Annotated in this window: 18 protein-coding genes and 3 pseudogenes; 5 read left to right on the top strand and 16 right to left on the bottom strand. The window is 68.2% G+C overall.

Going from position 1 to position 24,207, the window contains the following annotated elements; translation table 11 throughout:
* Positions 1-18 precede the first annotated feature (18 nt).
* The 5 genes from O2W16_RS17630 to O2W16_RS17610 all read right to left on the bottom strand — a co-directional run bounded on the left by O2W16_RS17630 (position 19) and on the right by O2W16_RS17610 (position 6,535).
* The gene (locus tag O2W16_RS17630) at positions 19-792 is read right to left on the bottom strand and encodes a thioesterase family protein (RefSeq protein WP_269160120.1); all 774 of its coding nucleotides are present in this window, start codon (positions 790-792) and stop codon (positions 19-21) included.
* Positions 793-815: 23 nt separating this feature from the next.
* Entirely contained in the window at positions 816-1,709 is an 894-nt protein-coding gene (locus O2W16_RS17625) for an intradiol ring-cleavage dioxygenase (protein ID WP_269160119.1), read from the bottom strand.
* 115 nt (positions 1,710-1,824) lie between these two features.
* Complete coding sequence (locus tag O2W16_RS17620; RefSeq protein ID WP_269160118.1) at positions 1,825-3,075, bottom strand: MFS transporter; 1,251 nt, start codon at positions 3,073-3,075, stop codon at positions 1,825-1,827.
* Positions 3,076-3,251: 176 nt separating this feature from the next.
* Complete coding sequence (locus tag O2W16_RS17615; protein WP_269160117.1) at positions 3,252-4,814, bottom strand: flagellin N-terminal helical domain-containing protein; 1,563 nt, start codon at positions 4,812-4,814, stop codon at positions 3,252-3,254.
* A 500-nt stretch (positions 4,815-5,314) separates the two neighbouring features.
* A complete protein-coding gene (locus O2W16_RS17610) occupies positions 5,315-6,535 on the bottom strand; it encodes an NADH:flavin oxidoreductase/NADH oxidase (protein ID WP_269160116.1) in 1,221 nt (406 codons plus the stop codon).
* A gap of 153 nt (positions 6,536-6,688) precedes the next feature.
* On the opposite strand from O2W16_RS17610, the gene O2W16_RS17605 reads away from it, so the two are divergent.
* Complete coding sequence (locus O2W16_RS17605) at positions 6,689-7,234, top strand: GIY-YIG nuclease family protein (protein WP_269160115.1); 546 nt, start codon at positions 6,689-6,691, stop codon at positions 7,232-7,234.
* A 73-nt stretch (positions 7,235-7,307) separates the two neighbouring features.
* On the opposite strand, the gene O2W16_RS17600 is transcribed toward O2W16_RS17605, so the two are convergent.
* From O2W16_RS17600 to O2W16_RS17580, 5 genes are all read right to left on the bottom strand, one after another.
* The gene (locus O2W16_RS17600; protein ID WP_269160114.1) at positions 7,308-7,679 is read right to left on the bottom strand and encodes a hypothetical protein; all 372 of its coding nucleotides are present in this window, start codon (positions 7,677-7,679) and stop codon (positions 7,308-7,310) included.
* Complete coding sequence (locus O2W16_RS17595) at positions 7,676-9,589, bottom strand: primary-amine oxidase (protein WP_269160113.1); 1,914 nt, start codon at positions 9,587-9,589, stop codon at positions 7,676-7,678. The genes O2W16_RS17600 and O2W16_RS17595 overlap by 4 nt, the downstream gene beginning before the upstream one ends.
* A gap of 3 nt (positions 9,590-9,592) precedes the next feature.
* Complete coding sequence (locus O2W16_RS17590) at positions 9,593-10,606, bottom strand: APC family permease (RefSeq protein ID WP_269160112.1); 1,014 nt, start codon at positions 10,604-10,606, stop codon at positions 9,593-9,595.
* Positions 10,522-10,911: a hypothetical protein gene (locus tag O2W16_RS17585; RefSeq protein ID WP_269160111.1), complete on the bottom strand. Its 390-nt coding sequence runs from the start codon at positions 10,909-10,911 to the stop codon at positions 10,522-10,524. Before O2W16_RS17585 ends, O2W16_RS17590 begins: the two co-directional genes overlap by 85 nt.
* 282 nt (positions 10,912-11,193) lie before the next feature.
* Positions 11,194-11,622 (bottom strand): hypothetical protein, encoded by a 429-nt coding sequence (locus O2W16_RS17580; RefSeq protein ID WP_269160110.1) that lies wholly within the window; start codon positions 11,620-11,622, stop codon positions 11,194-11,196.
* Between the two features lie 126 nt (positions 11,623-11,748).
* Between O2W16_RS17580 and O2W16_RS17575 the strand changes: the two genes are divergently transcribed.
* Both O2W16_RS17575 and O2W16_RS17570 read left to right on the top strand, forming a co-directional pair.
* Positions 11,749-12,438: an amino acid permease gene (locus tag O2W16_RS17575; protein WP_269160109.1), complete on the top strand. Its 690-nt coding sequence runs from the start codon at positions 11,749-11,751 to the stop codon at positions 12,436-12,438.
* Complete coding sequence (locus tag O2W16_RS17570; protein WP_269160108.1) at positions 12,438-13,181, top strand: IclR family transcriptional regulator; 744 nt, start codon at positions 12,438-12,440, stop codon at positions 13,179-13,181. The genes O2W16_RS17575 and O2W16_RS17570 overlap by 1 nt, the downstream gene beginning before the upstream one ends.
* A gap of 31 nt (positions 13,182-13,212) precedes the next feature.
* Here O2W16_RS17570 and O2W16_RS17565 read toward each other — a convergent pair whose 3' ends face one another.
* Positions 13,213-13,377, bottom strand: coding sequence for a hypothetical protein (locus O2W16_RS17565; protein ID WP_269160107.1), 165 nt, complete (start codon positions 13,375-13,377; stop codon positions 13,213-13,215).
* A gap of 279 nt (positions 13,378-13,656) precedes the next feature.
* On the opposite strand from O2W16_RS17565, the gene O2W16_RS17560 reads away from it, so the two are divergent.
* Positions 13,657-14,754, top strand: a complete 1,098-nt coding sequence (locus tag O2W16_RS17560; protein ID WP_269160106.1) for a hypothetical protein — start codon at positions 13,657-13,659, stop codon at positions 14,752-14,754.
* A 30-nt stretch (positions 14,755-14,784) separates the two neighbouring features.
* Here O2W16_RS17560 and O2W16_RS17555 read toward each other — a convergent pair whose 3' ends face one another.
* Positions 14,785-16,128, bottom strand: a complete 1,344-nt coding sequence (locus tag O2W16_RS17555) for a DNA/RNA helicase domain-containing protein (protein WP_442928919.1) — start codon at positions 16,126-16,128, stop codon at positions 14,785-14,787.
* 61 nt (positions 16,129-16,189) lie between these two features.
* Positions 16,190-16,355, bottom strand: a pseudogene (locus O2W16_RS21725) (transposase); the annotation flags it as partial.
* Between the two features lie 749 nt (positions 16,356-17,104).
* On the opposite strand from O2W16_RS21725, the pseudogene O2W16_RS17545 reads away from it, so the two are divergent.
* Positions 17,105-18,344 (top strand): annotated as a pseudogene (locus tag O2W16_RS17545) (IS110 family transposase).
* Positions 18,345-18,434: 90 nt separating this feature from the next.
* Here O2W16_RS17545 and O2W16_RS17540 read toward each other — a convergent pair.
* The 3 genes and pseudogenes from O2W16_RS17540 to O2W16_RS17530 form a co-directional block, all read right to left on the bottom strand.
* The gene (locus O2W16_RS17540; RefSeq protein WP_269160105.1) at positions 18,435-21,362 is read right to left on the bottom strand and encodes a DEAD/DEAH box helicase family protein; all 2,928 of its coding nucleotides are present in this window, start codon (positions 21,360-21,362) and stop codon (positions 18,435-18,437) included.
* Complete coding sequence (locus O2W16_RS17535) at positions 21,359-23,443, bottom strand: site-specific DNA-methyltransferase (RefSeq protein ID WP_269160104.1); 2,085 nt, start codon at positions 23,441-23,443, stop codon at positions 21,359-21,361. The genes O2W16_RS17540 and O2W16_RS17535 overlap by 4 nt, the downstream gene beginning before the upstream one ends.
* A gap of 154 nt (positions 23,444-23,597) precedes the next feature.
* Positions 23,598-23,896 (bottom strand): annotated as a pseudogene (locus O2W16_RS17530) (IS3 family transposase); the annotation flags it as partial.
* Positions 23,897-24,207 lie beyond the last annotated feature (311 nt).

The following is a 24,207-nucleotide window of genomic DNA, read 5'->3' as shown; positions in this document are numbered from 1 at the left end:
CGGCGGGCTCTCCTCGGTTCAGCGTTCGCGGACGAGCAGCGGCTGGGAGACCTGGCCGATCTCGCCGGCGGCGTCGGACAGCGTGCCCAGACACAACCCGATGCCGTCGGCGGCGATCGAGCTGCGGGCGGACAGGTGCACCCACTCGCCGTCCGGCTCGCGGGTCAGGTGGGTTGTCATGCCCGGCGGGATGGACAGCCAGGTGCTGATCGGCAGCTCGGCGGAGATGCCGTTGGCGGCGTCGGCGGCGACCAGCGTGCGGTCCAGGCCGGTGAGCTCCTGGCCGGCGATGAGCGGGACCAGGACCCGGGTCCAGACGTCGGCGGGACCCTGCTGGTCGGCTGAGCCGGCGGTGTAGCGCCAGTCGAGGGCCTGCCCGAAGCCCCAGTCGGGCAGGTGCGGCAGGAAGTGGCTGGAGACCTCGGGGACGGCGGGCGGCGGGGTGAGCTCGGTGACCACCGGCGGCGTCGGGCCGGTGGCGATCGACCAGACCCGGGCGACGGCGACGGTGCGGCCCTCGACGGTCATCGCCGCTTCGGTGAGGTCGATCCGCCGGCCCGGGCGGACGGGGGAGACCTCGACGGTCAGCTCCCGGCGCGGGATGGCGCCGAAGAAGTCGACGCTGACCCGCGCGGCCCGCAGGTGCTCACCCGCGGTGGCGGTCGCCAGGTGCGCCAGCAGCGCGGACGGCGGCCCGCCGTGCTGGGCGCTGGTCTCCCAGGGGCTCTCGGTGGCCCGGGTGGGGGAGAAGCGGTTGTCACCGAGCGGCAGGTAGAAGGCCTCGAGGTCCACGCCCGGCAGTCTCGCCGGTCCGGTCAGCCGCGCGGTCCGCGGGCCCCGGGCGTCGTCGTGGTGTCGACGCCGACCGGGAGGGAGACGGTCCAGCCGCGGGACGCGTCTCCGCTGGCGGTGGCCAGCTGGCTGGCGCCGCCGTCCTCGCCGAAGACGTTGTCGCTGGTCAGGCTGATCTGGGCGAGGGTCCGCACGGATTCCGAGTAGCCGGCGGTCGCGTAGGCGGCGTCGCAGACGTCCTCCGGCAGTGCCACCTGGGAGGTGGCGAGGGTGGTGGTCGCGTCGGTGATGCTGGCCTGGTCGGGGTAGACCTCGAAGTGCACGTGCGGCCATCGCCCGGGATAGCAGGCGGGGACGATGCTGGTGAAGCTGACCGTGCCGGTGGCGTCGGCGATCTGCACGCCGCGCAGGTAGTTCTGGTCGGTGACGCCGTCGGAGTACATCGAGTACCTGCCGTCGCGGTCGCAGTGCCACACGTAAACGGCGACGCCGGCGAAGGGCACACCGCCGTTGGCCAGGTCGCGGACGGTCAGCTCGAGGGTCATCGGGACGCCAGCGGCGGTGCCGCTGGCCTCCCCGAAGCTGGAGCGGATGTCGCTGCGGACGATGCCGCTCTGCTCCAGCACGTCCGGCCCGTTGGACCCGTCGCCGGGGAAGGGGCCGGCCGTCTCGTCCGGGATCTCGGTCAGGGCGCCGGCCGTCGTCCCGCTCGCCGACGACGTCGCGCTCGAGGTGCTGCTCGTCCCGCCGCAGGCGGCGAGGCCGACGCCGGCCGCGCCGACGCCCAGGAAGGCGAGCACCCGCCGGCGGGTGAGCAGGGTGCCCAGGTCGAAGCCGAGGCCCTGGTCGACGACCTCGTCCCCGGGCCGGGGCAGCGGGCGCCCCTCGTAGCTGGGGCTCTGCTGGTGCGCGGGCACGGCGGCTCCTGTCGTTCGACGTCCGGTACGCAGCACCTTCGGCCGTGGTCCGGTGAACTGGACGTGCGCCCACTGTGGCACCGCTGTGCCTCCGGGGGAGCCCGCCGTCGCGCCCTCAGGCGGGGACCAGTTCCGGCTCCGACTGGTAGACGACGTCCGGTGTCGAGGTGGCGTGGGCGATCCCGGCGGCGAGCACGATCGCGGCGGCGACGGCGGGGAGCACGAGCGCGGTGTCGGCGCCGAGCCGGTCGACGACGATGCCGGTGACGGCGGAGGAGACCGCCTGCCCGACGACGACGGCGGACCCGAGCAGCGTCATCGTGGTCGCCGAGCGGCCGAGCGGGCTGAACTTCGCGGCGAGGCTGTACTGGCTGACCAGCGTCGGCCCGATGCCACAGCCGAGGACGGCGAGGGCCACGATCAGCATCAGCTCCGACCGGGCGGAGGCGTAGGCGATCGCGGCGGCGAGCATCAGCGACCCGAACACCAGCCATCGCGCCCGCAGGCTGAACCGCTCCGGGAACGCCGCCGACCCCAGGGCGAGCGCGGCCGAGCCGATGCCCATGACGCCGTAGAGCAGCCCGGCGCGGTCACCGCTGCCGTCGGCGGCGAGGAAGCCGGTGAGCGAGGTGAGGGTGGCGCCGAAGAAGAGGCCGATGCCGAGCGTGCCGACGACCACGGTGACCAGCGAGAAGCGGGCCAGCTCCCGGGCGGGTGCCTGCTCGTGGCGGGCATCCTGCGCCCCGGGGTGGAGCCGCCCGGTGGGGTGCAGCGCGAACCAGGTGACGAAGACGAACGTCAGCGCCGAGGCGCCGGCGATGGCCAGCCAGGGGGCGACGGCGGTGGCGAGCAGCCCGACGAGGAAGGGGCCGACGATGAAGACGGTCTCGTCGGCGGCGGACTCGTAGGCCATCGTCCCGTTCAGCACCCGCTCACGCTGGTTGCGCTGGACCGACCGCTTGATGATGGCGACCAGCCGGGTGCGCGACATCGGCGCGATCTGCGGCGCCGAGGCGCCGATCAGCACCGACATGGCGAGCAGGGCCAGCGCCGGGGTGCTGCTGGCGACGACGAACGGGAAGGCGCCGAGCAGGGTGCCGTTGACCAGCCCGACCGGGACGAGCACCCGGCGCTGGCCGAGCCGGTCTGCGGCTGCGCCGAGCAGCGGCCCGGCGAGCGCGGTGCCGATGCCGGCCGCGGCGGAGTTGAGCCCGCCGAGGGTGACCGAGCCGCGTTCGGCGACGACGAGGGTCAGGACGCCGACCACCATCATGGCGAAGGGGAGCCGCGCGATGAAGGCGAGCGGGAAGTAGGAGAACCCGGCGTGCCGGATGAGCTGGGTGCTGGAAGCGCGCGTGTGGAACATGACCTCTGCTGGCGGATCGGGCGTGCCGCCTTGCTTCGCCAGCAGGTAGTTACACACGGGTTTCAGGAACTGCACAACGGTAACCGACGCCGCCTGTCTTGCAGGTCGGCCGGCGAGGGGTGCACCCCGGTGGGGTGCCCGGGCGTCGCTGATCCCGAGCCGGGGGACGGCCCCGGTCAGCCCTGCAGGAGACCGAGGACGAGCTGCGGTGTCTGGTTGGCCTGCGCGAGCATCGCGGTACCGGCCTGCAACAGGATCTGGTGGCGGGCCAGGGCGGTCGTCTCCAGCGCGATGTCGGCGTCGCGGATCCGGGACAGCGACGCGACGGTGTTCTCGGTTGCGACGCCGAGCGCGGCGATGGTGTGCTCGAACCGGTTCTGGACGGCGCCCAGCTCGGCCCGCTGGGTCGACACGGTCCGGATCGCCGCGTCGATCCTGGTGATCAGGTCCCGGCCGGGGGTGAACGTCGGGCTGAGTCGGCTGAGCTCCTCGGGGCTCGAGCCTTCCGTGGGGGTGGCGCCGGTGAAGTACAGGCTCACGCCGTGGTCCACGTAGTCGTCCCCGCTGAACGTGATGAAGCTGTTCACGACGAAGGCGTGGTCGTCGGCCGTGATGCCGGCGAGCTTCGCCGCCGCGTTCAGTTGCGCCAGGGCCTCGTCGCCGCTGACAGTGCCGTCCCCGTCGGTGTCGGTGTAGCCGACCGCGCCCAGCTCGAGGCTGTGCCCATTGGCGGAGACGGTGCCTCGGAGGGTGGGGAGGGCGTCGGCCAGCGTCCCGGGGAAGCCCAGCAGGCCGGCAGACGGCGGGGTGGAGGTCTGGGCCGCGATGACCCGGACGTCGGGACCCGGGGTGTCGTACGCGGGGGTGAGGGCGTCGAGCTCGGCGTCCGTTGCGCCGGCGGTGGGCTCGAGACCTCGGAAGATCAGGTCGTCGCCGTCATCGACGAACGGGTCGGGCCGGTGGGTGAAGCCCTGGGCCAGGGCGGCGGCGTTCAACAGGTCGACCATTTCACCGGTGCTGGTCGCACCGGTGAAGTCGACGGCATCCAGGTCCAGCTGGTGGCCCTCGTAGGTGATGATGCCGGTCAGGTCGGCGACCACCCCGGGGTCGGCGGTGGTGCCGAGGAAGACGACCCCACCAGCCCGCAGGTGTTCGATCCGTCCCTGCGCCGGGATCGCGGTCACCGAGGCGGGATCGTCGACCGCGGCGATGTTGAGGGCGTCGACGCCCAGGCCCTGGGAGGTCATGGCACCGCCGATCCCCACCGCGAGGCTGTCGCCGGCATCGGCGCCCACCTGGAACCTGCGGTGGTAGCTGCCGTCCAGCAGCGGGATGCCGTTGAAGGTGGTCGTGTCCGCGATCCGGTTCAACTCGTCCTTGAGCTGGTTCAGCTCTCGCTGGACGGCGGCGGTGGCGTTGCCGTCCAGTGCTCCCTCGTTCGCGACCTGGACGGCGAGGTCGCGCATGCGCTGCAGGACCGCGGTCGTCTCGGCCAGCGCGCCCTCCGCGACCTGGACGAGGCTGACGCCGTCCCGGGTGTTCCGGATGGCCTGGGTGAGCCCGCCGGCCTGCGACCGCAGCCCCTCGGAGATGCCCAGCCCCGCCGCGTCGTCCGCGGCTCGGTTGATCCGATAGCCGGAAGACAGCCGCTCCAGCGACCGGGTCAGCGCGGTGCTCGTCAGCGACAGGTGGCGGTGGGTGTTCACCGCCGCGAGGTTGCTGACGACGCTGAGACCCACGGGCCCTTCCTCGACGCTCGTACGCGGTGATCGGCACAGGTGACGCACCAGCAACTACGGCCACGGCCGCCGGTAGTTGAGCCGAGCACCCATGTCCGGTCGGGACTGTGCGTTCCATGTCGGTTCGGCTCGGGGAACCGGCACCGAGCCGACAACGGCTCAGGGGCGGCGGAGGTGGCTCAGCGCACGCACCGGTCGCGTTCTGTCCCGTCACAGCGGTCGCTCATCAGCTGACACGACGGTGACCGGGCAGGCGGCTCCTGGCGCCTCAGGCTCTCCCAGGACTCGGAGCGGAGCTGGTCGGCGCTCGGGGCAGTGGTGGGGCGGGCCGCGGTCGTCATGCTTCGAACACCAGTTCGGCTGAAGCACAGATTGCCCGGCACGAACTGATGGCTGAGGAACGCTAGCGAACTGCGGCTGACCTGAGCCGAGTGGTGCGGTGTCCGTCCGGATGCCGGTGCGGGCCGGCCGAGGTGACGACGTCGGCCGGCCCGCCGGGATCAGACGCTGACCGGCACCTCGCCGAACTCGGCGATCGGGACGTCGGCCGTGGCGGCCGCGCGCACCTCGGCCGGGGTGGGCGGCAGCCCGATGCTCGGGGCGTGGCCGCGGAAGTTCGACAGCCACCACCGCCAGTCCGCCGGCAGCAGGTCGAAGGGGGCCTCGACGCCGAGCTCGCGGGCGGCCCAGACCGGCCAGTGCGGGTTGGACAGCGCCGGCCGACCGATCATCGCCACGTCGATGAGCTCGGAGCGGATGACCGAGTCGGCGGTCTGTGGCACGCCGAGGTTCCAGCTGGTGGCGACCGGGATGCCGACCTCGCGGCGGACCCGGGTGGCGCGGGGGACGAAGCCGGCGGGCTCGTTGAAGAAGTGCGGGTCGACCATCTCGTCGGTGTTGCCGCCCATGGACAGGTCGGCGAGGTCGAGGCCGTGCTCCTTCATCCAACCGATCGCCTCGATGGAGTCCTCGAACTGGACGCCGCCGGGGTGGAAGTCGTCCGAGCCCAGCCGCATGGTCAGGGGCAGGTGCTCGGGCCACACCTCCCGGACGGCGTCGAGGGCCTCCAGCAGGAAGCGGGCCCGGTTGCGGTTGCTGCCGCCGTACTCATCCGTGCGCTGGTTGGCCAGCGGGGAGAAGAAGCTGGCGGCGAGGTAGCCGTGCGCGAAGTGCATCTCCAGCCACTCGTAGCCGGCGTCGGCGGCGCGGCGGGCGGCATCGGCGTAGCTGCAGTGCAGGCCCTTGATCTCCTCGACCGTCAGCTCGTGCACCGGGAAGGAGTGGTCGCCGCCGGCGGGGATGGCCGAGGGGCCGACGGTCTGCCAGCCGTCCGGGTGGTCCGGCGGGAGGGCTTTCCAGCTGCCCTGGGCGTTGGTCTCCTTGTGCGGCGGGACCTCACTGCCCTTGCGGCCCGTGTGGCCGAGCTGGATGCCCGGGACGGCGCCGAACCGCTTGATGATCGCGGTGACCCGGGCGTGGCCGGCGATCTGGTCGTCGTCCCAGATTCCGGCGCAGGAGGTGGTGGTGCGGCCGTCGGGGGTGATGGCGATCTGCTCGGGGAAGACCAGCCCGAAGCCGCCGGCGGCGCGGGCCCCGAGGTACATGACGTGGTAGTCGTCCATCTGGCCGTCGACCGAGCCGTACATGGTCATCGGCGACATGGCGATGCGGTTGCGCAGCGTCATGCCCTTGAGCGTGAAGGGGGAGAACAGGTCGGGCACGGGCGGTCCTCTCGACGTCGGTGCCCACACGACACCTCCCGCTCGCTCCGGCCCGGTTACGGACGTCGGGGACGTCGGTCAACTTCTCCGCACGGTGCTCTGCGGCGGCCGTGCGGATTGGGTCCGGCATGTTCCGGGCGTTTGACTGTCGGCATGGACTCCGTGGTCGCCGCGCTGCGCTCGCTCCCCGTGTCGCTGGACGAGGCCCGAACCGGTGTGCCTTCCGCACCGGGGGTCTACGCGTGGTGGGGGCGGTTCGGTGCGCTGCCCGGCATCTCCGGACCGCGGCACGATGCCGCTGATCTCCAGCTGCTGTACGTGGGCATCGCGCCTAACGGAGCGGAGTCGAAGGCGACGCTGCGCAGCCGGGTGGTGGGTGACCACATCCGCGGGACGACCGGCTCGTCGACGCTGCGCCGGTCGCTGGCTGCACTGCTGAGCGAGCAGCAGGGCTGGCAGAGCCGGTGGACGACGCGGCCGGTGCTGGTCAACGCCGACGAGCTGCGGCTGTCGGAGTGGATGGGGGAGAATCTCCGGCTGACCTGGGCGGAGCACCCGGAGCCGTGGACGGTCGAGGCCCAGCTGATCGCCGAGCTGGAACCACCCCTCAACCAGGCCGACAACGCTGCCCACCCGCTGCACGGGTTCGTGCGCGATGCGCGGACGCGTTGGCGTGAGGCGGCGCGATCCGGCCGGTGATCCCGACGCCGTTGTGCGCTCGACGGGGCTCCGACCGGGGTCGGACCCCATCGAGCACACAACGGCGCACGGTTCAGGGACGGCGAACGGCGGCGGCGCCGGCGAGGGCGAGCTGCCCGCCGACCAGGGCGAGGCCCAGCCACATCAGCGACGGCGACGCCCCGCCGTGGTGCGCGTGGCCCGATGACTCGCCCAGCATCTGTGCGTGCAGGACCAGCATCGCGGCGTCCACCAGGGCGGTGAACCGCCACACCGGCCCGGTCGGGTTGCGCCACAGGTGCCACGCGCAGGGCAGGCAGGCCGCCGCCATGCCGAGCATCGCCACCGACCCGAGCGAGGAATCCAGCAGCAGCAGGTGGACCAGCGCCGACGCCAGCGCCAGGCCGGCGGCCACCCGGCCGAGGGCGAGCGCCCTCGGCCGGGTGGTCAGGACCGCCGCCGTCACGAGCAGTGGCCCTCAGCCGCCGCGCAGTGCGAGGAGGTGGACTTCGGAACGCCGAGCGCCGGGTTCTTGTCGAAGAAGCCGACCGGCTTGAGCGTGAAGCCGGAGTAGTCGGTGGGCATGACCGGCCAGTCCTCCGGGCGCGGGAAGTGGGTCAGCCCGAAGGTGTGCCACAGCACGACGTCGGTGTTCTCCACCGGGGCGTCGTCGGCGATGAACGCCGGCAGGCCGCCGTCCCCGGGGTGCTGGTTGACGAAGTCGCCGGCCGGATACCGCTCGGCCGGGTCGTAGGCGGTCACCCACAGGCTCTTGGTCGAGAAGGTGGCGCGGGCGGCCACCGACGACGACTCGTCGGCGAGCAGCACCGGCGAGGCCTCCGGGTGCAGCGCGTACCCGACCGGCTGGCCGAGCCGGTTGGTCTTGCCCGGGTTGACGATGTGCCAGGTCCGCCCGACGGTCGCGTCGGTCAGCCGGGCGGCGTCCTTCTCGGTCGTCAGCGGGGTCAGCTTGCGGGTGAAGGCGTTGCCGTAGGGGTTGGTCTCGCTGATCGGCACCCGGACGGCGTCCACCTCGTGCACCGTGTTGGCCACGCCGTCCACGGCCATGTCCAACCGGGCGGAGAACAGGTGCTGGTGGAACGGCGCACCCAGGCCCGGGGCGATCTCGGTGGCGTACGGGTGCTCCTCGCCGCGGTAGGCGGAGGTGAAGACAATTCCGGTGGCCTTGGACTCCAGCTGGATCGTGCCGTCGGTGTAGAGGTACCAGTAGAAGCCGTAGTCGTAGTTGCCGATCGTGGTGAAGAAGCTGATCACCAGCCGCCGCGACCGCCGCGTCTCCAGCATCCCGTTGAACATGTCGGTGTGCTTCCAGGCGACGCCGTAGTCCTCCTCGTGCAGGCAGATGGCGTTCTTGATGGTGCGCGGGTTGCCGCCCTCGTCGGACAGCACGCCGTCGAAGTAGTGGATCTCGCCGAGGCAGTCGCAGCCGAGCTCGAGTGAGTTGGTGTAGCGGGCGAAGAGGTACTCGCCGGTGTCGAAGTAGTTCTGCCAGAACCGCACCGGGGAGGGGTCGGCGTAGGGCACCACCATCTCGGCGATCGAGGCGCGGTGGACGACCGAGCGGCCGTCGATAGAGACCTGGTTGAGAGTGAGCCCCTCGCGGGCGTCGAAGCCGACCCGCACCTCCCAGCCGGCCCAGCGGATGACGTCGTCCTCGACGGTGAAGCTGCGGCCCTCGGGCTGGGTGATCTGGATCGGCTTGAGGTCGCGGACGACGTCCGGGGTGAGGTCGGCGCGCTCGGCCGGGACCGGCAGGTCGAAGTGGTCCTGGACGTCGAGGGCCACGCCCCGGGTGACGTCGACGAACGCGACGACGCCGTCCACCGGGTGCGCCCAGGGCAGGTCCTCGGGGTCGGCCTGGTGGAAGCCGAGCACCCGGACGACGCGGGAACCGAACTCGTCGGGAAAGTAGGACCCGGCCGACAGCGGCACGCTGCGCACGTTCGCCACGTCCAGGCCGCGCTTGGCCATCGCGGCGACCCAGCGCTCGTCGGCGGCGAGGATCGGCTCGATCGCCTCGAACTCGCCGTCCAGGATCGGCACCTGCCCGTCGACCAACGCGTCGATCGGGGTGTTGCTCTCGACGGTGCCTGCGGTGATCGACACGGTGAGGTCGGCGCCGTTGCCGGTGGCGCGGTCGAGCAGCAGTACGCGCGCCTTGCGCTCGATCGGGTCACCGGGGGACCAGGCCAGGACGACGGACTTGTGCGGCTCGTCCAGGCCGACATAGACGAACTTCGTCTGCTCACCGACCAGGCCGGCTTCGGTGACGATCGACCGGATCGCGGTGAACTCCTCGGCGCTCAGCCGGGACAGCGGGTGGGTGGCGGTGGTGACGGGTGCGGTGAGGGTCATGGTTCAGGCCTCCAGGTTCGAGTCGGTCAGGGCAACGGTGGCGGGGCGGGACCGGGCGAGGACGGGGCCGGCGACGAGGGTGGCCAGCAGCAGGACGCCGGCGGCCACACCCAGGGTGGTCGACTCGCCCATCAGCAGCGGCAGGTTCTGCACCAGGACGACGAGGATCGCGGCCAGCCCGAGGAACCCGAGGCCCGGCGCGATCAGCGTCTGCCAGGGGCGGGTGTCGACCTGGGTGCGGCGGAAGAAGACCAGCACCGCCGCGCAGGTCAGCAGCATCAGGGCCACGATCCCCACGGTGGCGATCCCGGACAGCCAGGTGAAGACCTCGAGGACGGGGTCGAGCCCGGCCAGCGCGCACACCACCATGAGCGCCGCGCTGATCACCGTCTGCGTCAGCGAGGCGGAGGCAGGGGAGGCGTGCCGGACGTGCGCGTTGCCGAGCTTGCTGTGCAGCACCCCGGTGTTGCCGAGGTTGAAGTAGTAGCGGCTCAGCACGTTGTGGAAGCTCAGCGCGCAGGCGAACAGGCTGGTGACGAGCAGGACGTTGAGGACGTCGGCGGCCAGGGTGCCGAGGTAGATGTCCGTCGTCTCCACGACCATCGAGCCCGGGTCGGCGGCGGCCCGCTCGACGACCCCGCCGTCGCCCCAAGCGGTGACGATCGCCCAGCTGGAGATCGCGTAGAAGACGCCGATGATCGCCAGTGCCAGGTAGGTGGCACGGGGGATGGTGCGCTCGGGATCGCGGGCCTCGTCGCGGAAGACGGCGGTCGCCTCGAAGCCGATGAACCCGGCGATGGCGAACATCAGGCCGAGCGCGGGGGAGCCGCTGGTGATCGTCGACAGGCTGAAGACGCCGGTCGAGTAGCCCTCCGGCCCGCCCTGCCCGACCACCGCGATGTCGAGGACGACGACGATCGCGACCTCGGCGATCAGCAGCAGCCCGAGCACCTTGCTGGACAGGTCGATGTGCCGGAAGCCGAGCACGCCGATGCCGCCGATGCCGCCGATGACCACGAGCGTCCACACCCACCAGGGCGGGGAGGCGACGCCGTAGCGGCGAGCAAGTCGACCATGGCCTGACCGATGTAGCCGAGCACCGCGCCCTGGATGGTGACGTAGGTGAGCAGCGCGAGCATGGCCGCGCCCAGGCCGAGCTCGCGGTTCAGTCCGCGGGAGACGTAGCTGTAGAAGGCGCCGGCCTGCGGCACGTGCGGGGTCATCGCGACGAAGCCGACGGCGAAGAACAGCAGGATGACCGCGCTGACAACGAAGCTCGCCGGGTAGCCGGCGCCGTTGCCGACGAGGACGCCGATCGGCACCGCCCCGGCGATGACGGTGAGCGGCGCGGCGGGGCGGCGACCACCATGAAGATGGTTGCATCAACGCCGAGCGAGCCAGAGAGCCTGCGGGCCTTTCGATGACTGCGCTGTGCTGGCGGCCCGGTCGGGGTGAGCCACCGGATACTTGTTCGGCGCTATGGTGGCTTACCCCGACGCGAACCTCATGTGGACCCTCAGAGTACTTGCTCGCGGCTACATGACCGCTACCAACCGATGGTCGCTGTCTCTCGATGCTGTGGGTGTCGGGTTTCCGCAGTTGGCCTACACGCGCTGTCCCAAAATTGAGCGCAGGTCCCCGGTTCCATCGCACAATCGCCAGAACTTTCGACCGTTCGTCTCGGGGTTGACTCGTTCAGGAGTAAAATTCTTGACAACAGCGACTGCAGCCGCCGTAGGTGATTCAAACGTGCGGCCGGACAGCGGTCCCGTTGTAACGCGTAGGGTCAACGACCCAAGATCGAATGTGCCATCCACATGGTGGCCCTTGTACTCGGCGAACACCTTGATTGGGTCGGATGGCATCTTGGGCTCCTTCCCAGCCGTGCTTGCGGCTACGGGCGCGGATCGAATGCCGGGATCAGAAGCCGCGTCCAAGCGCTCTAAAACCGAGCGGACAATTGATGCGTGGGACATCCCGGTTGCGCGCCGAATGAAGTCGATGCGGGCGAACGACCAGTCGTCGATGGTCACCGTTGTCATGAAGCCCCCTCCGTCGAAGTCTGGGCGTGACTCTAAAGACTAACTCTAAAGTTTGTCAAGACCATGGTCCGCGGCGATCGACTTGTTGCCGGCGCGTGCTTGGCTGTGGACGCCGGCGTGGCCGGGGTGCTGTTCCTGGTCGGCGCGGTGGCGCAGGTGGTGCTGCTGCGCCGGGCACCGCTGGAGGTGCTGATGAGCCCGGTGCCGGTGTCGGCGCTGGCCGGGGACATCGGCTGGCTGGTGGGCCTGCTGGACGTCCGGATCGCGGCGTCCTTCTTCGCCTGCGTGACGGGTTCGGTGAACGCGCTGGCCCGGGTGCTGTTCTCCATGGGCCGGGAGGGCGTGCTGCCCGCGGCGCTCGGGCGGGTGCACGCCCGACGCGGCACCCCCGTGCAGGCGTTGTCGCTGTGCCTGCCGCTGGTCGTCGGGGTGCCGTTCGTGGCGCTGCTGGCTGGCTCCCCGGGGCGTTCGGTGCTGACCGGGACGATCACGGTGTCGGCGTTCGGGTACGTGCTGGTGTGTGCGGCGGTGCCGCTGTTCCTGCGCCGGATCGGTGAGCTGACCGTCTGGCCGGTGGTCGGCGGGCTGGTGGCGTCGGGGCTGTGGTTGCTCGTGCTGCTGGTGGCGCTGGGCGGGGAGTCCTGGCAGGGCGGCCGGGCGATGTCCTGGGTGTACCTGGCGGTGCTGCTGCCCGGCGCGGCGTGGGCTGTGTGGCTGGCGCTGCGCCGGCCGTCGCGGCTGGCGCGGGTGGGGGTCTACGACGAGCCGGCGGTGGCGAGCGTGCTGCCCGGGTCGATGGCGGCCTGATGGCGGCGGACGGCGGGCTGTCCGGGCGGCAGCCGAAGGCGGTGCAGAGCGCGCTGGCGGTGCTGGAGTGCGTGGCGCGGCTGGGGGCGGGGGTGGCGGCGAAGGAGGTGGCCGAGTCGCTGGGCATGCCGCCGGCGACGGTGTATCGACTGCTGAACCTGCTGGTGGGAGAGGAGTACCTGGTCCGGCTGCCGGACCTGAGCGGGTTCGCGTTGGGCCGGAAGGTGGCCGGCCTCGCCGGGGCGATCGCGCCGGTGCGGGTGTCGACGGCGGCCCGGGAGGTGCTGGCCGAGCTGCGCCGCGAGGTGCGGGCCGGGATGAACCTGATCCTGTACACGGCGACGACGCTTCGGGTGGCCGACATGGATCCCGACCTGCCTCTGCAGGACCCGGCGCTGGTGGAGCGCCACCTGCACGCGACCGGGGCCGGCAAGCTGCTGCTGGCGGAGCAACCCGAGTGGCGCGACCTGCTGCCGCCCTCGCGATTGGCTCGGTTCACCAACAAGACGATCACCAAGTCTGACCAGCTCGACGCCTGCTTCACGGAGATTCGAGCTCAGGACTGGGCTGCCCAGTCAGGCGAGCTCCACGAGGGCTCCGGTTGTCTCGTGGCGCCGGTGCGGTCACGCGTCGGTGAGCTCGTCGCCGGGGTCACGATCAGCTCGGGCCGTGGCTTCCCGCCCGTCGAAGCGCGGGACGTCGCCCGAAGCCGCGCGGACCAGCTCGTTGACCTGCTGACCTGAAGGCCAGCCGCTCGGGGCCCGAGCCGGCGGGTCAGACGTTGTCCAGCCGCTCAGCGATTCCATCGTGCCCGGCGGCGTCGATGAGTTGGGCGCCGAAATCCGGGCCGGAGTGCTCGGCCCACAACTGGGGTGGCCCACCCCGCTCGAGCACCTGCGAAATCAGCTCGTCGGCGAACGAGGGGTTGCCAACCACCATGCCCGGAAGTCGAGGATGACGGTGGCGTCGCGATCCGTCCCTCGATCTGATCGACTAGGGCAGGGGCGCGTCGGCGACCGCCGCTTTGCTGCGGGACCTAGAGAATGAGCTGCGGTCATCGGCCATCCTCCCGACATGCTGAGTTGTACGGTGGCGAATGTTCCGGGGAACGGTACGGCGAAGCCATGAAAACCAGACGGGGGTCGCCGCCTAGGAGAGTGCCTTATCTGGTGCCGCTCGCGGGCGGAAGCTGCTCTGGCGAACGCAGGTGGGGGAGCAATGTTGATCCGACAGAACGGTGGCACCTGGCAGTCGCCGACGGTGACGAACTACACCGACGAGGCGGCCCTCGAGACACTGCTGCTCGAGTCGCCGGACCTGCTGCCGGGTGCCGACGGGTCGCCGCTCGCGGTGGTCAGCCAGCTGTACGTGCCGCAGACCGGCCCGGTCGATCTGTTCGCCATCAGCCTGTCCGGCGAACTGACGGTCGTCGAGTGCAAGCTCAAGGCGAACCCGGAGATCCGGCGCAGTGTCGTCGGCCAGGTACTGGCCTACGCCGCCGGGCTGTGGCGCCTGTCGTACGAGGAACTCGACGCAGCCTTTGCCGCGCGTGCCGGCAAGCCGATGATCGAGGTGCTCGCTGCCCGGGCCGACAGTCAGGGTGGGGAGTTCTCGGCGGAGACGTTCCGTTCCGAGGTGAGCAGGAACCTTGCGACCGGGTCGATGCGCCTGGTCATCGCCGTCGACGCGATCACCGAGGAGCTCAAGCGCGTCGTCGAGTTCCTCAACGACCGGACAGTCGTAGCCCTGGACGTCCTGGCCCTGGAGTTGGGCTACGTCCGCCACGGCGAAATGGAGATCCTTGCGCCCACTGTCTACGGACAGGAGGCCGTGCGCCGGAAGGCGGCTGAGGGTCCCCGCAGCCGATGGGACGAACAGAGCTTGCTCGCGGCGATTCACGAACACAGCACCCCCGAGGCCGCGGCCACTCTGGTGACGATCTACCAGCACGGACAGCAGCACCCCAGGTGGACCAACTTCTACTGGGGTGAGGGCAAGTACCCATCGGTCGTCGCCTGGTTCGACGTCGGCGACCAGAACGTCGCTGTCTGGGGGATCTACACGGGGCCCCAGGGAAGGACGGTGTTGGCCGTGAACTTCGAGTGGATGTTCCGCAAGGGGATCGGCGTTCCGGCAGCGCAGTTGGACGTTCTGGCGGATCGACTGCGGACCCTTTCGGGGGTGGAGCCGTTGCTGTCCGACCTGGTCGACAAGCGCTACGCCCGTCGGCCGTCCATCCCGGAAGCAGCGCTGCAGAGTCCGGCCGCTGCGGGCGTCATCACGGGTGCGCTCGACGAGCTGTTCGCCGAGCGGTGAGTAGCGGCGAACTCACTGGCTCGTTCCCGGTCAGTCGATGAGGCTGTCCAGTAGCTGCTGGGTCTCCGGATCGGTCGAGTGCAGGTAGACGCCCCGCAGACCGCGCGTCAGCAGCACCTTGTAGACGTTGCGCACGAGCACGTCGAAGTCCGCATCACTGACCCGCTGCCTGTTGCGGAAGTCCGGGTCCCGGTTGGCGCTGCGGACGGCGACCCACCGATCTGTGCGCCACACCAGGTCGGGGCCGAGCAGGACGCCGTTCCACTCATACTCGAAGCCCTGTGCCGTGTGGACGCAGCCGACCTGGCCAAAGCCGCGGTCGTCACTGGCCCACAGGGCGGCAGGCGGGGCGTCACCCACGGAGCGCTCACCCTTGAGGTTCCACGGGCGGGACCAGTCGCCGATCGTCACGTCCGGGACCAGTGACCCGTCGGACCTGGGGTCGCTCCACGGCCAGCAGTACTCAGCGGCCATCCGGGCGTTCTGGTGCTGCGCCAGCTTCTCCGCCAGCGCTGCCTCCATGGCGGACGGTGACGGCGCCGTCCGGACCTCGAAGCGTTCGTCCCCGGACCACTTCTCCGGACCCCCCGGAGCCAGACCAAGCAGCTGTTCGACCCATTCGACGCACTCAGCGCTGCCACCGCTGCGGTACTGGGTCGACAGGTCGATCTCGTGAACGCCGATGCCGCGTTTGCGCGCGTGTTTCTCGATGTCCTGGACCGTGCCCATCTCCCCAGGGCGCACGACCTGGTTCTGATCGAGCAGGAAAACTGATACAAAAGCTGCGTCGATCAGCTCGTCGATCTGCCGCTTGTCGCTGCGCAGCTCGGCCTTCGTCCAACGGTTGGCCGAGGCCTCCCGCAGTCGGTGCGCCTCGTCGGCGATGAGGACGTCGAGGCTGTTCTTGGCGACGTCCATGAACTGGTTGAAGTACCGGAACAGAGCGGCCGTGCGCGGAGCTCGGCGACCGGCCACCTTGCGGAGCGTCTGAATGAACGACCGTGACCCGGTGGCGTGCGCGACGCGGACGCCGCGCCGACTGAGTTCCCCGAGGAGGGACAGGGCGATGACGCTCTTCCCGCTGCCCGGCCCGCCCGAGACGATGACGACCGACTTGTGGTCACCTCCGCGGGCCTTCTCCACCTCATGGAGTACCCGATCGAAGGCGACCCGCTGCTCGTCGAGGAGCACGAACTGCTCGCGTGTACGGATCTCCTCCGCCGCGACGGCGAGCAGCTGCTTGCTCGGGGCGACAGACGACCGCAGCAACCGGTCGGCGCAGACCGAGGCGTGGGCGGGGGAGATACCGTACCGGAGGAAGTCGTGGAAGTCCCCACCTGTTCTAGCAGTTTGTTGCGCTGCCGCAGCTGCCACAGCTGCCACAGCTCCCGCAGCTCCGCGGAGTCGGTCTTCTCACCGCTACCGAGATCACCGGCCGCCGGCGGGGCCAGGCCGTCGTCTCGGTCAGCGATCTTCAGCCAGCGCTGCAGGCAGGACTCTGAGATTCCGAAGTCCCGGGCGATCTGAGCGATCGGCGCCTCCCCCTTGTGGGCCACGGCGATGACGTCACGTCGGAACTCCGGCGGGAACGGCTTGGGCACGACGCTGATCCTTCCAGTGAGGCCACAGCCTCACAGGCAAGGATTCAACCGAACCGGGGGCAGTCCCAGGGGTCTACGTAGAAGCTGAGGAGAATCTGCCCGTTCGGGACTGTCCAGCGCTGGGTGGTAGGGGAGTTGGCCCCATTGGTCCGTCGATCAAGGTGACACTTCAGCAGGCTGGCGTCCATACCTCGGCTGACTTCGACTCGGACTACCTGTTGGTGATGTGGCCGACCATGTCAGCAGCTCGCAGCGCTCTGGGGCGAGCCGTAGCCGCGACCCATGACCGAGAGGCATGGAAGGCGATGGTCGCCAAAGGTGGCCCCAGGTACCTTGGCATCGGCTTTGGAGATGCCCAAGCAAAGGCGCCCGGCTCCTGCATGTTCGGCGCACGCTTCCAGCTACCCCCGGACGTGACGGTGGCTGAGGCCTTACTGGCGACGACGGACGTCATGCTCGCTATGGCCACCATCCCGCATGGGTCGTGGTAGGCGGAGACGACTAATGGGGCTTACCGAGCCTTCCGGTCTCTGGCAGGTTCGGTGCCGGTAGCGGCCGGTGGGTCAGCACTCTCGTCGACTGGAACGCTGGATTCCTAGCCTCAGATCGTGCGCCCACCGGTCGTGAGGGGGCGTGACCGCTGATGGGATGACGTGCCCCGGCCGAGTGCCGGTGAGTACTTGACCATTAGTCCGCTGGCTGTCTCCCTCCGCGCTGCCGACCGCAGTGAGCCGACCGGAGGGGGCGCGATGTTGTTCGTTGGGGATGACTGGGCCGAGGACCACCACGACATCGAGGTCCAAGGCGATGACGGGCGCCGGCTGGCCCGGGCCCGGCTGCCGGAGGGCATCGCCGGGTTGACCCGGCTGCACGAGCTGATCGCCGAGCACCTGACCGATGACGACGTGGACCCGGAGACCGGGTTCGTCGCACAGAACGTGGTGATCGGCATCGAGACCGACCGCGGCACGTGGGTGTCTGCGCTGGTCGCCGCCGGCTACCAGGTGTTCCCGCTCAACCCCGTGCAGGTGGCCCGCTACCGGGAACGCCACGGTGCCTCCGGGGCGAACTCCGACCGCGGTGACGCCCATGTGCTGGCCGAAATCGTCCGCCTGGACCGGGCCCATCACCGGCCGATGGCCGGTGACAGCCCGGCGGTGGAGGGGCTGAAGATGGTGGCCCGGGTGCATCAGAGCGCGATCTGGGACCGCACCCGCCACCTGCAGCGGCTCCGTTCAGCGCTGCGGGAGTTCTTCCCCGCCGCGCTGGAGGCCTTCCCCGAGCTGGCCGCCGCCGACGCCCTGGAGCTGCTCGGACGAGCCCCGGATCCGGCGCGGGCGGCGCGGCTGTCCAGGTCGAAGATCACCGCCGCCCTGGCCCGGGCCCACCGTCGCGATGCCGAGGCCAAGGCCGAGGTGATCCAGGCGGCGTTGCGGGCGCCGGCGCTGCGCCTGGCACCGGAGATCGAGGCCGCCTACGCGGCGATCGTGGCCAGCCACGTCCGGCTCCTCGCCGGGCTCAACAGCGAGATCGCCTCCCTGCAGGCGGTGGTGGCCGAGGGTTTTGGCCGGCACCCGGACGCTGACATCGTGACCAGCCAACCCGGGCTGGGACCGATCCTCGGCGCCCGGGTGCTCGCCGAGTTCGGCGACGACCACGCCCGCTACGCCGACGCCAAGGCCCGCAAGAACTACGCCGGCACCTCACCGATCACCCGCGCCTCCGGCACCCGCCGGATCGTGCTGGCCCGCTACGCCCGCAACAAGCACCTCGCCGACGCCACCCACCAGTGGGCCTTCTGCGCCCTCACCGCCTCACCCGGCGCCCGCACCTACTACGACACCCTCCGCACCCGCGGCACCGGACACCACGCCGCCCTGTCGACAACTCGGCAACCGGCTCGTCGGCATCCTCCACGGCTGCCTCAAGACCAGGACCCACTACGACGAACACACCGCCTGGCCCGCCATCACCGCAGCCGCCGCTTGACCACTCGAACCATGGGATGTCTGAGGTCAGCTCAGTTTGCACCTCCAGGCGTAGATGCCGACATCCACCGCGAGCTCGCTACTGCCCTTCTCAGAGCAGCCTCTCCTGCACCGGAGCATCGGCGCGCCTTAGTCGCGCGTACTCCAATAGTTCCGTGGCTCGAACGTTCTTGGAATACCACTCTCGAACAATCGATTCGCCTAGTAGGACGTAATGCCAGGACAGGTCGGCACGCTGGTGACTCGGGAGCTCGTTGAGCTGCTCACACCAGGCTAGGGCGGCGCGTTGCTTGCGCTTGACGTTTTCGTCGCTGAGGGCGGACTGTGCCTTGGTCTCAACCACGTAGACGTCAGTGTCCGTGCGTACGACGAAGTCCGGCGAGTACTGCGCCGGCATCCCGTCAGCCTTGAGGTACGGACGCCGGAGGAAGTCGTGTCGATACTCGTGAACTTTGAGAAGCGCCTCGATCCGAGAATCCCGATCGGCCCACTCGATAAACAAGCGTTCCAAGCCGCCACCCCTGGAGGGCACTGGCAGCTTCGGATAGATGCACTTCTTTACCTCGACACTGGCGCTGGCCCTGATCGGGAGAGCTTTTACCTCGGATGGCTGCCGGTACTGGACGGTCGCCTCCGCCACAGATTGGTTCTCCTGCAACTCGGTGAGCTTGCTAGCAAAAACGCCCGCTATGTCGTGAGCGACATCGTCGAGCAGTAGGACGCGCCAATTCTCGCCCTCCAGCGGGTCGAAATCGGGCCCGAACATGCGGTGCCTAATGTAGGTATCGAGCCAGCCGGTCAGCAGCGGCTTGTACGCCTGCAGGATCGGGTACTGGCTGATTTCCTTGTACTTGCCCGCACTACTGGTCAAACCCCGCCCGAGCGCCTCGGTGATACGGGTGGTCATACGGGAGAGGTAGTCGTTGTAGCCGGTCGCGGTCAGGATGCCGCCGTCAACTCGGTAATCGCCGTACTGCGTGCCTGTCTGGGCGTCTTGAGAGACGAACCGGTCGCCCTTACCGATCTGATTGATGAGCCAGTCGATCTGGTACTTACTCGGGGTGAGTAGTAGTGGATCGACACTTGGCTGCTTAAGTTCTTCATCCGCGTCGCGGATGATGATCGGCACCTCGAAGTCGTACGCTTGGTAGCCGGGACGCAGGTCAACGTGCTCTAGGTCGCCGGTGGCGTCTGTCGAGTCGGCGTCGTCCCCAACCTCACCGACGAGTTCGCCGCCGAGCAACTCTTCGTAGAATCGAGAGAAGGCTGGGTGCTCAACAATGAACAGCACGTCGAAGTAGTTGGTGGGTTCCTCGCGATTGGCGATCCGCTCCCGGGTATCGCGCTTTAGGTCGTCGATTGCGTCATTCCCGCGCCACATCAGCCGCAGGCCGCGGCCAATGGTTTGCTCCAACAGGATGGACGCCTCAGAAGACCGCAAGGGGACAACAACGCAGATGTTGTTGACGTCGAAGCCTTCTCGGAGCATGAGCACCGAGACGATGACTTTCGGCTGCTTGTGCCGGTCGACATCGAAGAGGCGTTCCCGGATCGGCTCCCAGTCCTTGGCGCCTAGCTCCTGCTTACGACCGGAGTCCACGCGCAGGATGTCGTCCTCCGCGAGGCCGGTGCTCTGCAGGAATTCGACGACATGCGGCGTGACTGAGGTGTCCTCACAGATCACCATCAGCTTCGGGTGCTTGTCCGGATCCGCAGTGGTGAACTGCTCCTCCAGGATCTGCAGCTTCCTCAGGCCAGCCCTCAGCATTACCCGCTGGCCCTGCGACAGCCCGGTGACGCGATTCTGCTCGTCACGCTCAGCCTTGAAGTCCAGCGGCAGAGAAGCAACGTCTTTGCGTTTGTCTAGCGCGAGAGCTTTGACGAGACCCGCCCGCATGGCCGAGGACAAATCGAAGTCGACAATGATGTGCGGGAAGTATTGGCGTCCTCTCTTGCTCCCCGAACCAACTTCGTTGTATGGAGTCGCGGAGAAGTCGATCTGTATGAAACAGGAGCCTTTGGTGGAGGCAATCTCCGTCAGGGACTTCTGCCACTCGACGTCGGTGACCTCGTCGGCCTTACGGACCTCGTGGATGTGGTGTGCCTCATCGTTGAACACCATCAGGTCTGGCAGGTCCTTCAAGGCCTCAAGCGGACCACCGCGCAAGAAGCGACGATCCAGCACATCAAGGGCGTTGCCGGCTGCTGTGCCCGGGGTGAGCGGGAAGAAGCTCTCCACCGCTGCCTTGGCATCGATTTCGCGACCAGGAGCCTCCACGTCCTCGGCAGCGACAAAGTCCGGATCTTCCTGGCCGGCCAGCAGGTGCCAGTTAGTGATCGCCACCAGGCCGGAGCCGGTGACCTTACGACCGATCTCCGCTTTGGTAACCACGGAGGATTGCAGGAAGCCGAAGACCTGAGTGCGGTAGTTCTCTGGGACGAACAAGTCCCGCTGCTGGTAGATGTCGCTGGTGATGAAGTCTCGCTCACCTCCCACGGCTTTGCCCTGGAACGAATCAAGCAGGCGGTCATAGACGATCAGACCTGGCGCGACGAGCAGAAAGTTGCTGGTGAAGCGCTCGTCGCTTGGGCTGGCCAGCTTGTTGAGGTACTGCCAGACCAATAGTGCATTCAAGACCCACGTCTTGCCGGTGCCGGTCGCCATCTTCGCGGCGTACTTCGGATGCGCGTGGCGGTCACGGGTCACCTCCCCAAGCACGCCCCCATTAAGCATGGCATCGCCGGCGACTGCCTCGTATAGCTCACGCAAGCTGCGCGCCCCGATGACCTCGTGGGCGTAGATGATGTGCAGGATCGCGGCGCGTTGTCCCTCGTGGAAGTTCAGGACACGCAGGTCGCAGTAGTCCTGTTGAAACCAGAACTTGAGCAGCTCCGCTGTGGTTGGCGTCACTCCCTCCAACAAGTCTGGCGAGAGGCCCATAACGAGATCCGGAATCTGGCCGTCGACCCGCTTAGCCAGACCAGTGGCTAATGGAAAAAGGTCACGAGGCTGAGTCATGAGTTGACCTCCACGCCGGGGATGACGACCTCGGACTCGAACCCGAATACATCTACGGCCCTGATGCAGACGCGACGGGCGCTGTCCTTGCGAGACAGTTGCAACTGCGCGGACGTCATCACGCGCAGGGGGTCGTCATCGTTGTCGGCGTTTCCCCTATAGTCCTGCCAGACGGAACGGAACACTTCGCCGTCATAGTCGGGATCGATCGCCCAATACTCGATCAGGGCGAGAGGCTCAGCATTCATAACTTGCCGCAGTAGCTCACGATTCTTGTCGTCCAGGCTGATTGCCTCCGGAGACAGGAGCACGTAGTTCTGCAGATCGACCCGCAGCTCTTCGCCGTCACCGACTTCCTTGCGCGAGGCGACCGTGGCCTGAAGGTACTGGAGGCTGGCGAACCGAATCTCGCTGGCGAGCTTGTCGGCACCCTTCTTCTTCAGCCGGTCCAGCAAGTCTGGAGGGATAACCAAGACTTCGAGGTTGGGGTCATTGAGTGCTGCGATGTCCTGCCCGATTCCGGCCGAGAAGTTCCAACCGAGGACGGTGACCTTGTCGAAGCCTCCGAGCTTGCTGTCCCGGTATCCTTGGGCACGGCGCAGGCTCGACACGGTGGTCAACTTCGAGGGACTGTCGGCGAACACCAATGTCCGGGTGTTCGGAAGGCGTCCCAAGCTTCCATTGACGTTGTCTTCCGGCGGAAGGGGGAGTGCTCCAAAGAGGTCGAGAACAACCTTGGCGAGATCGGCGACACGGAAGGATCGGCCTAAAGTGGAACGGGCCTGTTCAACCTGGTAGTCACCAATGGCTTGATACAGAAACGGCTTAGCATCCTGATCGATCAGGCGCTTGCGGGTGATCATGGCGGCAGGTTTGCCGAGGTCGGAGACAACCCACTGCCGCCCAAGCTTCTCGGCTACGGCTGCTGTGGTTCCCGAGCCGACGAAGAAGTCAGCTACGGTCCCGCCCTCGGGACATGAGGCCTCGATGATGCGCTCGAGTAGGATGGCTGGCTTTTGGGTGGCGTAGCCAACACGTTCATCCACCTTCGCCCCGAGTCCACCGAGACTCTTCAGGTCGTCCCAGATGTCCTGGACAGGACGACCAGGCATCTCGTCCAGGTAGCGCACGTACTTGGGGACAGTTCCAGGATTGGTCTGGACCACCCGGCCTTCATCAATGAGTTGCTTCATGCGCTGCTCGCTGTAGCGCCAATAGCGTTTGACGCCCATGACCTCGTAGTACGGATTACCCTTGGCGGCTCCGCCGGGACCTTGGAGGTTATCAAGCCAGTACCGGCGCCCCGTCTCAGGCTCGACGTTCTTGTAGTACTTGTCGATGTACTCCCGGGTGTATGGGTCGTACTGCATCTTGAAGTAGTAATCCTCCTCTCTCTTTGCGTAGAGAAAGAGGACGTCGTGCAGCCGACCAAAATGCGCGGACCCTTGCTTTGAATCGCTGTGGGCGTGTCCGCGCTTCCAGACCAACTCGTTGACTAGGTTGTCCTTGCCAAAGAGTTCGTCCAGGACGATCTTGACGTAGTGGGCTACGTGCCAATCGAGATGCACGTAGATCGAACCACGATCGGAAAGTAGTTCTCTCATAAGGGCGAGACGCGGCGTAATCATCGCGAGGTATGACGCGGTGCCGTCTGCCCAAGTGTCTGAGTATGCGAACTGTTCCATGACCGTCGGCTTCTGGTCGATGGTCACGCCCGGCAGTGTGATCCTGGTGCGGTAGTCCATCTTCGAGTCGAAAGGCGGGTCGATGTAAATCAGGTCGATCTTCCCGCGAAGGCTCGGCGTGTCGTCGTCGCCAGCGAGCAGGGCGGCCATGGCGAGCAGGTTGTCACCGTAAACGAGCCGGTTTAGTTGATCGCCGTTGGTGCCATCCCCGTTGCCCCTCTCCTGCGTCACCCGTCGAAAGAGATCAAGGCTTGCGGTGTCCTTGGACGGGATCACGAGCTCGCGGGTCTGCAGCGTCACGCGGTTGCGTCCATCCAGCTGCTCCAAGATCTGCGCAGCCTGCCGCTTACCAGCTGCGACGATGCCCGGCAGTTGCTCCAGTAGTGACTTGCTCATACGTCCCGTCCGCTCCGTCCTACTTCGTCAGCTGCCCTCAGGCACAGCAGGCTTGGGGACAGCCATGGGCATGACTCTAGGAGCAGCGCGCGACCGCGCGGTAACGCCCCGCGGGGACTGCCCCGACTTCAGTTGACTCGTCGGGTGGGGTTGGTCAGGCCGCAGTAGCGGCGAGGTTGAGTGTCTCGTACTGGACTGGGGTGAGCCGTCCGAGTCGGCGTTGCCGGCGTCGGTGGTGGTAGGTGCGTTCGATCCAGGTGATGATCGCCAGCGTAGTTCTTCCCGAGTTGCCCAGCGCTGCCGGTCGGGCACGTTCTTCTGGAGCAGCGCGAAGAACGACTACATCGCGGCGTTGTCCCCGCACGCGCCGACCCGGCCCATCGAGCCGACCAGCCCGTTGTTCTCGATCGTGCGGACGAAGGTGTTCGACCGGAATTGACTGCCGCGGTCGGAGTCGAAGTGAGCCGGTCTCCTCGGCGTCCGCAGAACTGCGCATGCGCCTCCGCTAACGTCTCAAGGTGGAATCGGGACACCAGGGCCGCATAGGTGATGGCCCGGAGGTGGACGTCCCCGCCAGAGTCCTCACGTTTCAGCTCTGCGACCACCAGCCGACCTGACGAATCCAAGCCCAGTACGTCTAGTCGATCTCGTGCGCGCGTGCCGTCCTGAGCGGACCAGCGATCGAACTCGGACGTAACGACCAGGACATCGTCACCCCGGACTTGTGGTTGGGCCAGCACCCACTCCTGGAGGTGCGCACGCTC

The sequence above is a fragment of the Modestobacter sp. VKM Ac-2984 genome (assembly GCF_026967985.1).
In the GTDB taxonomy this organism is placed as follows: domain Bacteria; phylum Actinomycetota; class Actinomycetes; order Mycobacteriales; family Geodermatophilaceae; genus Modestobacter.
This window is presented reverse-complemented; position numbering and strand designations above follow the sequence as displayed.